This is a genomic window from Mesorhizobium sp. WSM4810 (assembly GCF_055811235.1).
Genome location: NZ_JBVVQV010000027.1, coordinates 1 through 13345 on the forward strand (window position 1 = coordinate 1; position 13345 = coordinate 13345).

Annotated in this window: 16 protein-coding genes, 1 tRNA gene and 1 pseudogene; 9 read left to right on the forward strand and 9 right to left on the reverse strand. The window is 59.8% G+C overall.

The genetic code is table 11. From position 1 onward, the window contains the following. The 4 genes and pseudogenes from AC0L3O_RS28325 to AC0L3O_RS28340 all read right to left on the reverse strand — a co-directional run. Positions 1 to 362 (reverse strand): annotated as a pseudogene (locus AC0L3O_RS28325) (hypothetical protein); the annotation flags it as partial. Between the two features lie 731 nt (positions 363 to 1093). Further along, complete coding sequence (locus AC0L3O_RS28330; RefSeq protein ID WP_353817448.1) at positions 1094 to 1351, reverse strand: recombinase family protein; 258 nt, start codon at positions 1349 to 1351, stop codon at positions 1094 to 1096. Positions 1352 to 1390: 39 nt separating this feature from the next. Further along, positions 1391 to 1777, reverse strand: coding sequence for a recombinase family protein (locus AC0L3O_RS28335; protein WP_473536082.1), 387 nt, complete (start codon positions 1775 to 1777; stop codon positions 1391 to 1393). Between the two features lie 464 nt (positions 1778 to 2241). Next, a complete protein-coding gene (locus AC0L3O_RS28340) occupies positions 2242 to 2349 on the reverse strand; it encodes a recombinase family protein (protein ID WP_473536156.1) in 108 nt (35 codons plus the stop codon). A 1257-nt stretch (positions 2350 to 3606) separates the two neighbouring features. Here AC0L3O_RS28340 and AC0L3O_RS28345 point away from each other — a divergent pair. Beyond that, positions 3607 to 4092: a hypothetical protein gene (locus AC0L3O_RS28345; RefSeq protein ID WP_128248476.1), complete on the forward strand. Its 486-nt coding sequence runs from the start codon at positions 3607 to 3609 to the stop codon at positions 4090 to 4092. 404 nt (positions 4093 to 4496) lie between these two features. Here the strand turns inward: AC0L3O_RS28345 and AC0L3O_RS28350 are convergent, their stop codons facing one another. Continuing rightward, positions 4497 to 4724: a hypothetical protein gene (locus AC0L3O_RS28350; RefSeq protein ID WP_128248475.1), complete on the reverse strand. Its 228-nt coding sequence runs from the start codon at positions 4722 to 4724 to the stop codon at positions 4497 to 4499. A 319-nt stretch (positions 4725 to 5043) separates the two neighbouring features. Here AC0L3O_RS28350 and AC0L3O_RS28355 point away from each other — a divergent pair, with 319 nt between their 5' ends. From AC0L3O_RS28355 to AC0L3O_RS28380, 6 genes are all read left to right on the forward strand, one after another. Then, the gene (locus tag AC0L3O_RS28355) at positions 5044 to 5586 is read left to right on the forward strand and encodes a hypothetical protein (protein ID WP_287240907.1); all 543 of its coding nucleotides are present in this window, start codon (positions 5044 to 5046) and stop codon (positions 5584 to 5586) included. After that, entirely contained in the window at positions 5576 to 5971 is a 396-nt protein-coding gene (locus tag AC0L3O_RS28360) for a phage holin family protein (RefSeq protein ID WP_023803797.1), read from the forward strand. Before AC0L3O_RS28355 ends, AC0L3O_RS28360 begins: the two co-directional genes overlap by 11 nt. Further along, on the forward strand, positions 5968 to 6882 hold the full coding sequence (locus AC0L3O_RS28365; protein WP_473536084.1) for a hypothetical protein: 915 nt from the start codon (positions 5968 to 5970) through the stop codon (positions 6880 to 6882). Before AC0L3O_RS28360 ends, AC0L3O_RS28365 begins: the two co-directional genes overlap by 4 nt. Further along, entirely contained in the window at positions 6882 to 7625 is a 744-nt protein-coding gene (locus AC0L3O_RS28370) for a hypothetical protein (RefSeq protein ID WP_128248472.1), read from the forward strand. Before AC0L3O_RS28365 ends, AC0L3O_RS28370 begins: the two co-directional genes overlap by 1 nt. A 99-nt stretch (positions 7626 to 7724) precedes the next feature. Further along, a complete protein-coding gene (locus AC0L3O_RS28375; RefSeq protein WP_287240902.1) occupies positions 7725 to 8432 on the forward strand; it encodes an SGNH/GDSL hydrolase family protein in 708 nt (235 codons plus the stop codon). 532 nt (positions 8433 to 8964) lie between these two features. Beyond that, positions 8965 to 9525, forward strand: coding sequence for a DUF1003 domain-containing protein (locus AC0L3O_RS28380; RefSeq protein ID WP_128248471.1), 561 nt, complete (start codon positions 8965 to 8967; stop codon positions 9523 to 9525). On the opposite strand, the gene AC0L3O_RS28385 is transcribed toward AC0L3O_RS28380, so the two are convergent. Continuing rightward, positions 9440 to 9997 carry a hypothetical protein gene (locus tag AC0L3O_RS28385; protein ID WP_473536085.1) on the reverse strand — a complete coding sequence of 186 codons (558 nt, stop codon included), beginning with the start codon at positions 9995 to 9997 and terminating at the stop codon, positions 9440 to 9442. The genes AC0L3O_RS28380 and AC0L3O_RS28385 overlap by 86 nt on opposite strands. Positions 9998 to 10176: 179 nt before the next feature. Here AC0L3O_RS28385 and AC0L3O_RS28390 point away from each other — a divergent pair, with 179 nt between their 5' ends. Then, on the forward strand, positions 10177 to 10455 hold the full coding sequence (locus AC0L3O_RS28390; protein WP_128248469.1) for a hypothetical protein: 279 nt from the start codon (positions 10177 to 10179) through the stop codon (positions 10453 to 10455). 155 nt (positions 10456 to 10610) lie between these two features. On the opposite strand, the gene AC0L3O_RS28395 is transcribed toward AC0L3O_RS28390, so the two are convergent. From AC0L3O_RS28395 to AC0L3O_RS28405, 3 genes are all read right to left on the reverse strand, one after another. Next, positions 10611 to 11093 (reverse strand): DUF992 domain-containing protein, encoded by a 483-nt coding sequence (locus AC0L3O_RS28395; RefSeq protein WP_128248468.1) that lies wholly within the window; start codon positions 11091 to 11093, stop codon positions 10611 to 10613. Positions 11094 to 11607: 514 nt separating this feature from the next. Next, positions 11608 to 11901 (reverse strand): hypothetical protein, encoded by a 294-nt coding sequence (locus tag AC0L3O_RS28400; RefSeq protein WP_128245078.1) that lies wholly within the window; start codon positions 11899 to 11901, stop codon positions 11608 to 11610. Between the two features lie 870 nt (positions 11902 to 12771). Then, a tRNA-Thr gene (locus tag AC0L3O_RS28405) sits at positions 12772 to 12847 on the reverse strand. Between the two features lie 146 nt (positions 12848 to 12993). Here AC0L3O_RS28405 and AC0L3O_RS28410 point away from each other — a divergent pair. Further along, the gene (locus AC0L3O_RS28410; protein WP_128245079.1) at positions 12994 to 13161 is read left to right on the forward strand and encodes a hypothetical protein; all 168 of its coding nucleotides are present in this window, start codon (positions 12994 to 12996) and stop codon (positions 13159 to 13161) included. Positions 13162 to 13345 lie beyond the last annotated feature (184 nt).

Sequence of the window (13345 nt, forward strand, 5' to 3'; positions counted from 1 at the left end):
TCCCAACTTGCCCAGGGAATGCCATGTAGTTCCCGAAGGGCGGTCTTCGAATAGGGCGTCCGAATGCGCAGATCGTCAGCAACCTCGAGATAGGGGCTGGAGATCGGGTCGAACGCATAGGCGTCACGTCCCTTGCTATCGGCGTGAATCGCCAGCAACTCGGCCTCACGCGCCAGCCAACGATCGATCCGTCGGGCTGCCGTCTTGCCTGGTACAAACCAGCTCCTGCGCTCGTCGCTCCACCTCGCTCGAGGAAATGCCTCCCGAAATCGTTCGACAGTCATTCGGTCATAAGGAAAATTCGCCAAGGCACCGGGCGTGTCTTGTTTCTGCAGCGCAGGCTGAATCTTGGATTCCTCCACGGTCGTGCCGTCAATAGTATTGGATTCGCAGAGAAACGCCCCGCCGGGCCTAATGGTTCACTCGCGAGTCACAACGCGAGTGGCCGAGCTGTCGCCCGGCAGCGGGCAAGCATTCATTTACCTTCCTTCGACGGAGTTAAGGCAAAAGTCTCGAAAACTCCCGCACCTGGAAATGTACACGCCTACATTGCTAGACGGTACGCCTTCGTTCCGACAAAACTGCGAATCGCGGGGCCACTGGCAATCCGCAGGTCGGCGGGTTCAGGCAATGCTCATTGAAAGATGAGCCGCCGACTTTCCTTTTGGCTGTAAAGCTCCGCGGGTAGTCGCTCTCAGTTGTCGTCTCAAATTAATCGGCGGGGAGTGGCGACGCGGATGGCTGTAACACACTACCATTTGGACGCACCAACATTGTCGGCGCCTCGCTTTTGTGTCGGAAAAGAAGACTTGCCTTTGGGTGATCACCTGTCATGACCAGGGAAGAAGCAGAACAGGGTGTTCGCTACTTTTGCACAAAATGGAGCTGAAGAGCGCGGGCTTCCTCATCAACCAGAGGACCCAAGATTTTCCAATTTCTTTTCTTGGCTTGAGCAGAAGTCGCCCGGCCACTTGAAATTCCGAAGCAGTACTTCGGAGTTGCCGTAGCCCTGGAACGAGAACCGTGCAGCCACATCCTACGCGGCCGCAGGCCTGCTGCTTCGATGGGGACATGCTGGTCAGCAAATTCCCGCCTATAAAAGCAAGTTCGCAGAAGCTTGCCGCCCCAAAATGTTACGCACGTTAGAGACCTGCCATTGGCCGTTGCGCGCTGTTCGAACGCCGCGGTTGTTCAGGGCGATTGCCAGGCCACGCAGGCTGGTGATGCCCGACCGCTGAATGGAAGCGATGATCGGCAGCACGGTCTGGGCAAACCGGTCGGCTTCTTCGATCGACATCTTCCGACCCTTCGCTGCAGCTTCGGCGGTGTTGGTCGGATTGCCGAGCTTCATTCCAGTGGTCTTGCGGGAGGCGAGGCGGCTTTGGTCCGTTCAGAGATCAGCCGCCGCTCTTTCTCGGCGAGCGCGGCGTAGAGGTGCAACATGAACGGATCGGCATCGGCGCCAAATTCCGCAACTATGAAGGGAATGAACCATCAGGCCAGCAGTAAAGGCGACGTCACGCGAGAGTCGGTCTAGCTTCGCCACAACGACTGGGCATTTGAGCTGCCGGGCAAGGGCGAGGGCAGCAGTCAGATGCGGACGTCGATCAAGAGCATCTGCTCTCTTTCCGGTTTCGACCTCGGTGGGCTCCTGGAGGATGATCATCCGCTCGGCCTCGGCAAAGCGTGCGACCGCGGCACGCTGGGCCTCGATGCCCAAGCCTGAACGTCCTTGCCGCTGTGTGGAAACCCGATAATAGGCGACTGCGGTCGGCATGTTGCTATTCCCCGGGTGTGCAAACTGCAAACCACCGTTTGCAGTGTGCTCACAGGCGAATGAGAAGCAACTTCTAAGTGGTTGATTATGCAATTCTTCCTATCACCGGCGAGCGTAGCATGGCGCACCAGCCGGTTTTCTCCATCAGACGCACTCCCGACTAGGCGACCGGGATGAGAAGCCATCACAAGCGTTCTACGACGCAAATTGACCCAAGTCGGCCATTCCGGGAGGCAAGCTCGAGTGTCTCGAAACTGCGGAAATGGACTTAGGCTAAGGCTAGGCCATGCGCCGCTTCGCCACCCACCGATTCGTTGAGGCTGCGTTCAACGACGGTCCTCACATTGCAAACGACTTGCCGGGGGTACACGAACAATCGGGCTCACATGGGCATCCACACCGAGGGACTGCCTGCGGCGTTCAGTAGAATTGTTGGATGAACGCGGGTTCCCCTGAAGCCCCGCTTATAAAAGAGTAGTGGATTGCCGCGCGAGAACGTTGCGCACGTTCGACACCTGCCATTGGCCATTGCGAGCTGTGCGAACGCCGCGGTTGTTTAGAGCGATTGCCAGTCAACGTAGGCTGGTGCCGCCCACACCCCGTGCCTGGTGAACGACTGAAAGCCCGCCGTGCCGAAAGGTGCGGCGGGTTTTGTCCTCCGTCCGGGAACTCTGGCCAAGCCAACACGTTTGGATCGCGCAGCACTGGTCCCCGTGCTGAGAGATCGGCCTTTCCCGCGCCTATGCGCAGGAGGACCTTAAAGACGAAGACATTTTCCGGGTTGCTCCCTCAATCTGGAATACATGGAGGCCGAATATACCTGCGCGGCTCCACCGGGAAAGGAATCGACGATTCCGATGCCGGTCCGGAGGGATTGTAGGCCGGGTGATCGGCCGAAAGTGTCCTTGCGAGAGGCGAGGGCGGCCTTGGTCCGTTCCAGAGATCAGCCGCCGCTCTTTCTCGGCGAACGTGGAGCCTAAACGGGTCAGCATTTGTGCCAAGTTCGGCTACTTTGAGACGAGCGGGGACGACCATCTGCTTTCGACTGCGGTTAATCGGCGGCGGAAGGACTGGGGCTATGGAACCCTGAACAGGCGCATGTTGTTGATGGTCATTGCCGGCCCCCTATCTGGACCCGCAAAATCCAAACAGAAGGAATAACGAGTGTTGGCCAGTCAACGAGGAAGGCGCGTCCGCGCTGAGATTGCTCTTGCCCAGAACCTGATGCTCGCGCCCTGGGTTGTGGGGTTGCGGTTGCCGATCCTTGCTGCCGAGGCAACCCGTTCGCTGGTTTCAGGTCGGCCGGAAACCGTCAAGGCGGTGAGCGAAAAAGTTTCGGCCCTTGCGCAGGGGATTCTTGCGGCACAGGTGGCTTGGACGCGGGGCGCATTGACATTGCCGCTCGCCATCGCCGACGCGTCATCGCCGCTGGCCGATATCGGGCGATCAATGGCCCTTGCTGCTCTGGAGCCTGCGGGGCGGCAGGTTCGCCTAAATCACCGCCGCCTTTCCAGGCGCCGCAAACGGTGAAGCCGCAAGAGGCGAAAACACCCGCAGCAAGGCTGCAACTGCGGCAGTCCATCGATTTAATGTGCGATGGCAGTGTAAAACTTGGCGGAATTTCAATGAAAACCTCTTCCGGGGCGGCGGCGCAGAAAATTTTCTACCACCGTATACCCTGGCGGTCGCAATCACCTGACAGACGCGAAAAGAACGCGCCGTCGGCGGATTGACACTTCAGTCGGGATACAGCTCTTTGCCGTTAACGGAGGTGTCGGGAACTGAGCTTCGGTTCGGCGGTTAAAAGAGGGAGAGTTACGGAGGTTAAGGTGAACGGCCTGCTGAAGACTGGACTTTCGACAGGCGCGACCGGCACGGTCGCAAGTGTTGTGACGGCGGCGTTCCTCGTCCTTCTGGCCAAAGCCGAAGGAAAGTCGGCGCTGCAGCCGACCAACGCCACCAGCCACTGGCTCCACGGCGACAAGGCTGGTGCGGTTAGGAAGGCCGACCTCGCGCACACGGCGGTCGGCTTCGGCACCCATCATGCTTCGGCCATATTCTGGGCCGCTCCTTTCGAGGCTTGGCTCGCCAGAAATCCTCCGCGGTCGCCGCTACTGATGCTGCGCGATGCCTCCGCGGTAGCCGCGATCGCTGCGGCTGTGGACTATCTCGTTGTGCCGAAGCGGCTGACCCCGGGCTGGGAGACAGTGCTTTCTAAGCGCTCCATCGCAGCTGCGTATGTAGCGCTCGCTCTGGGTTTGGCTGCCGGCGGACTAGTCGCGCAGGAGATGCGAAAAGGCGAGGTACGGCCATAGCGCCGGGCATTTCGTGGCCATTGAACTGCTCGCAAGAACTGTTCGAGGCGCGCGCCAATGCGGACCGAAGTTGCACTGCGACAACTGTGACGGTGACGCCAGCTGCCCATATGGCCCGAGCAGCGCGAGCGTAACCGTGTCTGGGGTAAAGCCGTCGAAGGCTGTGACGCTGATTCACAAACCGGGGCTCGCCGCGCTGGTGGCAGATCCTCGTTGCGACGGCTTTCGCCTTGGCGGTGCAGCGACGACTCGGCGAAGGGAAACGTCCCTCCCGGGCGTGACGGGCGGAGCCGGTCTATACGTGGCCGGCCCAGTGCCGCGGCTATGCGAAGCTGAGGCCGTCTGTGATCTCATTATAGTCCAAAAAGAGGCGGTTGCAGGGGCGCGAAGCGGAGTCCAGAGCCCTACGGCCCGCTTTTCGCGTCATTGACTGCTAGGGCCGCGATGACCAGCGCAAGATCACTTCCTCCGGCCAGGACGGCAACTTGCGCCTCTTCTCCAGTCCTAGCCCGTTTCAGCGCCTTCTCTATGGCGTTCTCGACGTTGCCGATCTCGTCTTCTCGTACCGCGTGGCCGTAGCCTGCCGCTTCGGCATCTTGCTCGAACTGCTGAGCCAAGACGGCAATGCTCACGCCGCTTTCGGCAGGAAGATTGCCGACGTTCTCCTGTAGCCAGTTTAGGGCTCATGCGCATCTCCTTCGGGAGATGAACGCCTCCGGCCCGAGGCGACGGCTTTACTCCCCTTCAGCACGTCCAGGCACCGCTTAATTTGAAGCGCGCTGCTGCACGACCATCTGTCGACGATCGAGGGTGGAGAGAGATTCGCGCCGGCAAAAAGTTGGCCGCCTTACAGGGGGGCTGCCAGGCGCCGAGACCGCTATCTACTTTGTTTGAGCAGTTCCAAGGAACCAACGGGTTTTCCCGCAGTTTTGTCAGTCAATGGAGGAAATTATGAACAACCAAAACATGGAACGGGATTCCGCGCCCAAGACACCAGATGACAGTGCAAAGAAGGACGTTGGGACAACGGTGAGCGGCGCGTTCTCCAAGGCATCCGATTTGGCTCAAGAGGCAGCCGATACGGTCAAGCAGTCGGCCGCGGATGGTGCGTCAACGGTTGCCAGCCAAGTAAAGGAAATGCTGGATCGTCAGGTCGGCAGCGGTGCCGAGGTGATGGGTCAGCTCGCAAGTTCGACAAAACGGGCTGCCGAGGACCTCGACGAAAGCGCACCGCTAGTCGCCGGTGTCGTCCGTACGTTCGCGAACCGAATCGACGGGTACGCAGACGATCTGCGGGACCAGTCGGTCGATCAGCTGGTCCGCGCCGCCTCCGATTTGACAAGGCGTCAGCCGGCATTGGTGTTCGGACTTGCCGCCCTTGCGGGTTTTTTGACATTTCGAACGCTGAAGAGCGCACCTCCGGCGTCGCCGCTTTCGAACGAGCCTATGCACGAACGTAACCGGCAAGGAGCGAACGAATTCCATGGCACATGAGCAGCTCAAGAATTCCACGCTTCCTCGCGCACTGTCCGACGTCGTTGCCGACCTTGCCGATCTTGTTCAGAAGGAGCTGCGACTGGCGCGCGCGGAGTTGTCTGAAAATCTCTTTGCCAAATTTCGGGCGGGTATTTGGATGTCCACGGCTGGCGTGCTGGGGCTGATCGCGGCATTTTTGGCAGTGCAGGCGCTTGTCTTCGGGATAGCCAGCCTTGGGATCGCAGTGCACTGGTCCTGCCTGATTGTTGCCGCCATCACGGCCGGGGCTGGAGCGCTCGCCTATTACAAGGGCCGCATGGACGCACACAAAGAGATAACGCCGACCCGTTCCATCCATCAGATCAAGCAGGACATCTCGACAACCAAGGAGCATCTGTCATGAGCCGCGAATCACGTACGGCCAATCTCGGAACGGCGGAATGGTTCATCGGCGCCGCCAAAAACAACCCGGAAGGTCTTCTCCTCGTTGCGGCCGGCTGCGCATTGTTGATGCGCCGCGGCGGGTCATCGGCCATCAGTAGCTTCGGGCATGCTGAGGAATCCCGCGGAAACAATGGCCACCGAAAGGCTCAGTCAAGGTCTTCGAGCACGCGCCCCGATGGACACGAGGCGGAAACCAGAGAAGGCGGCCCAGCGGCGGTAGAGGCAGCACGTGAATATGTTTCCGAGATCGGCGAGAAGGTGGCGGCAACCGCAAGTTCCTACGCATCCTCGGCATCGACGTATGCGGACGAGGCGCGGCGCAACGTCTCCCAGACATCGGAACAATTCGCCCGGCGGGCCCAATCCACGCTCCAGGATACGATGAACCGTGTGACGCAAGAGCAGCCACTGACGCTGGCGCTGCTCGGTTTTGCCGCCGGGGCGGCTGTTGCAGCTGCCTTCCGGACCACCGAAATTGAGAACCGGACCCTTGGCCCAGCCGCAGAGCAGCTGACGGACACCGCAGAAAGGGCTGGCGAACGGCTAAAGGAATCGACAGAGGAGGCGGGCAAACGTCTCAGGAGGGCAGCCGAGGAGCGCGGCCTTAATGCCGATGGCCTCAAGGAGGTTGCGAGCGACGTGGCTGGTGCGTTCGGCAGCGCCTTGTCGGGCGAGCAGCCAACCGAGTCCGCGCAGGCGCCATCCGCGAGTTCGGGTGGATCGCGCGCTCAATCGGCTCAGCGCGGCATGCCCCAATCGGGCGGCATGGGCCGCTCGCAAGATAAATCGGCCAAATCGGACCAATCGCCACAATCGGATGCCTCTCGGCCGAGCAAATCCGGACGGTCTAGCGGCAAGCGAGGCTCATAATGGGTGAGGCAAGTCTCCGCCAGCTCGAACATGATGTGGAGGCAGCCCGGGCTAGGCTCGCCGAACATCTGTCGACGCTGCGATCGCCAAATACATTGTCCGAGTTTACCGACGAGCTGAAGCAAGAGGCGCTCGAGGCAAAGGACGCGCTGGTCGAAAAAGCAAGATCGACCGCGCAGTCGACGGCGCAGGGGATCGTCGATGATCTCAAGGCAAAGGCGGCAGCCAACCCGAGCGCCGCATTGGTGATTGGGGCTGGTCTCGCTTGGCGTCTCCTGCACCGTCCGCCGATTGCAACTGCTTTGATCGGAGCGGGACTATTTAGCCTGTTGCGGACACCTTCAATACCAGACATGGGCGAGCAAGTTGATCATTTCTCCTACGCCACAGAGCGCTTGAAGGAGCAAGCCGGCGAGCTGGCGGAGAAGGTCGGCGAACTGGGCGCCGAGACGGCGGAAGCAGTGAAGGAGCAAACAACTGAGCTGGCCGGCGCCGTCAAAGAGAGAGTGCGGGATTGGAGCGCCGGGACGCCGAACATGATTGACGATATGCGGCAGACCTCCGGCGAGGCGGCCCAGCGAGTAGCCGCCACAGCCGGCCGGGCATCATCGGCTGTTCAGGGCGTCATGAGCGATCAGGAGACTCGAGACAAACTCCTGCTGGGCGCCGCAGGAGTAGCCATAGCGGCCGCTATGGCTCTTGCGTATCAGCGACGGGAAGAGGAGAGGACGGCGAACGATTAATACGGAAAGCGGAGCGAACTCGAACAGCAGCCACTGAAGGCTCGCGCACGAGCGACAGTCGTGGGAGACGCCGGTCTGGTAAAGATATCGCGCAGGAGCGTGTTGCTGGCCGCCGCCGCGGGACAAGCATTTTCCACGGTGCAAACTGTTTCCGCCGAGGACGTGGGGACGATGAACAAGGTTGTGCTCCTAGGCGATTCGGTGTTCGACAACAGCGCCTATGTCGCCGATGGAGCAGATCTAGTGGCCCACGTTTTGCGTCAGCTCCCGATCGGCTGGTCGGCCAAGCTGCTTGCCGTTGACGGCAGCGTCATGACGGATGTGGGCCGGCAACTGAACCGCCTGCCAGCTGACGCCACTCATCTGGTGGTAAGCGTGGGAGGGAACGACGCGCTCGGCGTCTCCTCCGTTTTGAACGCTCCGTCGCGGTCCGTTGCCGACACTCTGCTGAGGCTCGCCGAAATTAGAGAGCAGTTTTGCTTGGAGTATATGTCGACGCTGGATGCCGTCCTGGCTGTAGGGCTGCCGACCGCGATTTGCTCGATCTATGATGTCCGGTATGCCGACCCCGACCAGAGACGCATTGCGGTAACGGCCCTGTCGATCCTCAACGATTGCATCACACGAGCAGCCGCCGTGCGCGGCATTCCGCTGATCGACCTTCGCATTGTCTGCGGCGAGGACGCCGACTTTGTCAACGCCATCGAGCCTTCAGAACAGGGCGGCAAAAAGATTGCCGCGGCGATCGTGTCGTTCCTTGCCAAGCACGAATTCCGAAGCGGGCGTGCCGAACTGATTGTTCGGTAGCAGCGCTGGCAGTTGCCATTCATGGTCGATCGGGCCTTCCTCAGCGTTGCGGAGGACGAGCAGCCGCTGAGCGGGCGTTTGTGGCCCTCCCAAGCGCGGACTTGTTCTCCCCCATCATCGCATCAGATTTGGTCAATGAGAAGCGGTCCTAGCCAAGTGACCGGCGCGAACAAAACAGTTTTTGATCCAGTTCTCTTGCCCTGGTGACGCGCCTTCGTGTTCGGAGAACGAAATTCGCATGGTGCCTCACCAGGATACGAAGCCAGGCGCCGAGCACTCACCACCTTCAATCCTCGACCGTACGAAAGACGCTCAGCGGCCGGATCGCCCGGCCCTTCCTCAGCGGCCGGATCGCCCCGCCCTTCCTCAGCGGGAAGGCTCTGGCGCCGCCAAGCGTCTAAGACCCCGAAATCGCCTGGATAAATGAGGAGAGCCAATGATTAGACGGCTCCAGTCGGGAACAAAGTCGAATACCCATGATTTTGTATGTTGCCCAGAGTGGCAGGACCGATAGCTATCCAACTGGTGTTCCATGGATTCTCCAACGTTGCCTCCGCCACCTCCGACTGAACTCAGCCAAGCACTGAAACGCAATATCCATGCGATTGAAGAGCGCCGGGCGAAGGAAGCAAGCGAGGCAACTTTGGAAGAGAAAATCGCTGAGGCGATTACTTCTTTTACGGGCAGTATGCGTTTCGTGTACCTTCACTTGGCCGTGTATGGCGGCTGGATCGTCTCGAACTTGGGCTGGATACCGATCACTCCGCCATTTGATCCGACATTCGTGATATTGGCCATGGTAGCTTCCGTCGAGGCCATATTCCTCTCGACCTTTGTACTGATCAGCCAAAACCGGATGTCAGCTGCCGCAGACAAACGGGCGGATCTGGATCTTCAGGTGAGCCTGCTGACGGAGCACGAACTCACAAAGCTTACTGAACTTGTCGATTCGATAACGGATCGGTTGAATGTAAAACCAGCCTTAAACGATGTAGAAGTCGGCGAGATTAAGAAGGACCTTGCGCCAGAAGCAGTGCTGGACGAGATCGAATCGAAGCAGCGGGAGACTGCGGAGAAGCTGGACCAGCGCTGAATCGACACAACGCCCTAGTGCCGTAATTTCTAAGTTCGGTTGTTTTGATTTCGGGCATCGGTCGAAATTCGAAGTCAAAACGGCAGTCGAAATCAAACCGTCGGCAATGCCGCACTACAGGAGCTTCATTATCTTCGTAGGTGGTCACGAAGGTCACTGATGTGTCCAGTTTTCCCTCTAGCTCATGGATGGAGGTTTCCTTCCAGCGCGCCCTGGTCTTCAGCCAGAAGATTGCTGGAGTGACGGCCTCACGTCCTTCGCCGGTCGCCTTGCGGTAGAGGCTTTCGGCGACCCGTGCGTTGGCCTTGATGGCGCCGCTCTCGAGCTCATGGGCGTAGGTCGCCTTGAGGTCCTGCTCGTCTGTGGCGAGCACGCAGGCGATATCGGCCGCGCTAAGCCCGAAGCCGGCAAGCGCCTCCACCCTGGAGCTCAGTGGCCGGTTTTCCAGAGGAGCTTCGATATCGGGGCTCATTTGGCTCGAAGACCGTCCAATCCGAGGCGCGTAGACCAGCTGCCCTAGCGATATCCGCTGATCAAGATGATAGATCGCGTTAGCCTCGCCTGATCAAACTCAAGTACTTCTGCTCGCCCCATCACCGTGAGAGCGCCCTCCAACCGATCATCGCACGCTGGAAGTACGAGGTAGGCTTCGTGGACGGCGAGCCTGCGGAGGCTCGGCTCGTCAAGCTGGAAACCCTGCTACACCCACTCGCCGCCTCGCATGAGCTGGCGCTCATTGCCGAGATGCTCGGCGTGCCGGGTGGCGAGCGGTACCCGCCACTGGCTCTCAGCCCGGAGCGCAAGAAGGAGCAGACCTTCGGGGCAATGCTTGACATCCTCGATGAACGGGCCCGCCGATCGCCCGTGCTGATGCTGTTCGAGGACGTGCATTGGGCCGATCCAAGCGGTCTCAATGATGGCTTTGGCTAGCGCTTCGCCCGGCGGGTTATCGCGGACAGGGACATGTCGGCGAGGCCGGCGCTTCGTCCTTGGTCGTCAACATGCCGTGCCCGCGCCGATTGTCGCCGAACCGCTAGACCACGTAGGTGATGGCTGGCGGTCTGGGCGCGCCGAGGGCTAACATTCTATTTGGCGGCGCGAAGTTGGAAACTGGTCACGCCGGCTGCAACGTTCAGGCCAGTCTGCACCTGGACACTGAGTGGCTGCAACGTATAGGTCCTGTTGGATCCTCCAACCAGAAGATTGGCACCGGCACCCACGACGACCGTCGCTTCTGCGCCGACGCCGTTGTAGTTGCCGGCCAGCACGCCGGGCGCATAGACGTTACCGGTTGGCGCAAGCACCCGCCACCGCAGCACTGCCCTCGGCGTCGGACCGACGTCCAGCCCCAACTTCCTAATGACCCCTATGTATGTTTCGGGTGCGACCTTCGGGTTGGCCGACGTGAAGGTGCAACTCAGAGCTTTTTTCGAGCCGATGATGTAGCGAGTGCCAGCTGCGACAACGCAGTCGAGCACACCGAACGTCGTGTTGGCCTCTTGAGCCGCGTTGGGCACAATGGACGCGGCGATCGCGACAAGAGTGATGGCTGCGAGACATTTACGCATTGTGGTTGCTCCTTGTGAGGTGGTCGAGACTTCACTGGAGGCGTGTGCGCTACCTTCAGCATACTACACAAAAGAAGATTACCCGGCACTTTGTTCCGGAACCTGTTGGCCTCTGGCAATTGGGGCAGGTGGCGTCTCGCCCGAGGGCATCACCGCATGGATCTCGGCCAATGGCGCCGGCCAGCTGATTGAGTTTACTTTATGTGGCGTCAGGAAGGTGACTACGGTATCATGATACCACCATGTCCAACGCCAAACTGAACATAAGGCACGAGCGTTTCTGCCTTGGCCTCGCCGAGGGCCTCCCCCAATCTCGAGCCTATATCGAGGCTGGCTAGCGGGCGCGCGTGAGTGTGCGAGCAACTCTGGCAGCGAAGGTCCGGAATGGGGCCGGCTCAAGACCTTGGCGACGCCATCCGGGAAAGTCCGCAAGTCGCGCTACTTGCTCGTTCTGGTCTGCCGTGAAGAGCGGGGCAGAGACGTCGCGCGAACAGACATTGGATCAGAAGCCGGCTCACGGGAAATCGAAATGCTGCCATTCCACGCATCGATGGACCCGACATTGACCCTCAAGCGTCTGGACATAGGAGGCGACGGGCACGGCGGGCCGGTTGCACTCATTGCCGAACCGGCGGACATAGCGGTCATAGGTGTTGCGGCCGGTGGTCAGCACCACCGCGCGCCGGCTCTGGATCAGCTGCTGCGTCTGTTCGCAAGTCATGGTGCGCGCATCCGGCCGGGCGTAAGCCATGCTTGTGGCGGCGAACAGGATCGCCGCGGCTGTGGATACGATTGGGCGAGCTGGCATGGCACATCCTCACAAGGGTCGTTCTAACGCGCACCGTCGCCCGTGGTTCCGCACCTTCACTCGAAGCCGCATCTCAAGCAAGGGGCTGTTACTGCAACGGCAAAGTGGTTGAAGCGTTCCAGAGGAGCAGCGTGTGCTTTTGGGAGTCTATGCAGCCCGCCTTACCGATGTACGGCGGGCTTTTTTGTTGTCTGGGGGGAACACGATCTGGCGACAATGGTTCGGTGCGGCAACAAAGCGCCGTACCGTCAGATCGAGGACAGGGAATGCGGGAAAGGCAAGGCTCAACCGATAAAGAAAGACACGACCGACAGGAGCGCACGTCGGATGCTGCGCGGGCATTAATAGACATTGAGCGCGTCGCACGAGATGCAAAGACGGCTCGGCTGCGGGAGCAACGACTTAAAGCCGAGACTGCTCTCCCCGCTGCATCGGCACCGAAACCGAAGCGGAATTGGAAGACCAAGAAGTCGTAGTAGGCACGCTGCACCTGGCGCCCAAGTATCAGCCGCGGTCCTTGGCGATGAGTTGCGCCAAGCGGTTCTGGTGGCAACGCCGGAAACGCCGTTTTGTTGCTGCAGCCCTGCGGAATCACGTTCTAGAGAGCCGGCGCATTCTCGCTCGATCCCAATATCTTTTGCGCCTCATACATCAAAGGGAAAGTTCCGCCGCAGATGCCGGCGACGAGGCTGAGGCCATCGCCGCAACCTCGGCGATGGCGCAAGCTTCGGTATCAACAAGCAGTAGCCCGCACACCCAGCATGCCCGCTGCCTCACGGTGGCTGGCTTTTTGTTACCCTAATTGTTACCCAGTGGTTTTCTGTCGCTAAGGATTCGAAGAATTAATTGACGTTAACTTATTGATGTTGTTGGTGCCCCCGGACGGAATCGAACCGCCGACCTTCGGTTTACAAAACCGCTGCTCTACCAGCTGAGCTACAAGGGCACGGCGCTCCGGTTAGCATATTTGGTGCGCCAGTAAAGACAAAACTCCGTTTTGAGTGCGCTGGGGCAGCCGCGCGGGCATCCTGAAAACGGCCAATTGGCTTCCTATATCGTTCTAAGGTGCAATCGCATGGGCGAGGGTGTCGCATGATCAGACTTGTCGTCATTGCCCTGATCGTCGTCGTGGCCTGGTTTCTCCTGGTGAAGCTCATCAAGGTTTTGAAGAGAGCCAATGTCGACTGGACCGGCGTCACCACCATCATCGGCTTCATCGCGCTCGCCTTCTGGCTGCGTCATATCACCGGCATGGGCTGAGGCCTCCCGCCGCCGGACTGTCGATCGGCGCTCTCGCCGGTCGTAATTTGCGCGCCTGGCGCAAACCTGTTCAGTTCGGCCGCTTTTGCGCTTTTGAAAAAATCCAAAAAAACCGTCGAACCTTTTTCCTTGCTGCAACGACTGATGGTCAAGAGGCGGGATGGATCGCCTCTCAGACAACGCA

What these genes read in the sequence shown, in the direction of transcription:
- AC0L3O_RS28330 (WP_353817448.1), bottom strand. Translation starts at nt 1,351, where the DNA reads ATGAAGCTCGGCAATCCGACCAACACCGCCGAAGCTGCAGCGAAGGGT.
- AC0L3O_RS28335 (WP_473536082.1), bottom strand. Translation starts at nt 1,777, where the DNA reads ATGCCGACCGCAGTCGCCTATTATCGGGTTTCCACACAGCGGCAAGGA.
- AC0L3O_RS28355 (WP_287240907.1), top strand. Translation starts at nt 5,044, where the DNA reads ATGAACAACCAAAACATGGAACGGGATTCCGCGCCCAAGACACCAGAT.
- AC0L3O_RS28360 (WP_023803797.1), top strand. Translation starts at nt 5,576, where the DNA reads ATGGCACATGAGCAGCTCAAGAATTCCACGCTTCCTCGCGCACTGTCC.
- AC0L3O_RS28365 (WP_473536084.1), top strand. Translation starts at nt 5,968, where the DNA reads ATGAGCCGCGAATCACGTACGGCCAATCTCGGAACGGCGGAATGGTTC.
- AC0L3O_RS28370 (WP_128248472.1), top strand. Translation starts at nt 6,882, where the DNA reads ATGGGTGAGGCAAGTCTCCGCCAGCTCGAACATGATGTGGAGGCAGCC.
- AC0L3O_RS28380 (WP_128248471.1), top strand. Translation starts at nt 8,965, where the DNA reads ATGGATTCTCCAACGTTGCCTCCGCCACCTCCGACTGAACTCAGCCAA.
- AC0L3O_RS28385 (WP_473536085.1), bottom strand. Translation starts at nt 9,997, where the DNA reads ATGAGCCCCGATATCGAAGCTCCTCTGGAAAACCGGCCACTGAGCTCC.
- AC0L3O_RS28395 (WP_128248468.1), bottom strand. Translation starts at nt 11,093, where the DNA reads ATGCGTAAATGTCTCGCAGCCATCACTCTTGTCGCGATCGCCGCGTCC.
- AC0L3O_RS28400 (WP_128245078.1), bottom strand. Translation starts at nt 11,901, where the DNA reads ATGCCAGCTCGCCCAATCGTATCCACAGCCGCGGCGATCCTGTTCGCC.
- AC0L3O_RS28410 (WP_128245079.1), top strand. Translation starts at nt 12,994, where the DNA reads ATGATCAGACTTGTCGTCATTGCCCTGATCGTCGTCGTGGCCTGGTTT.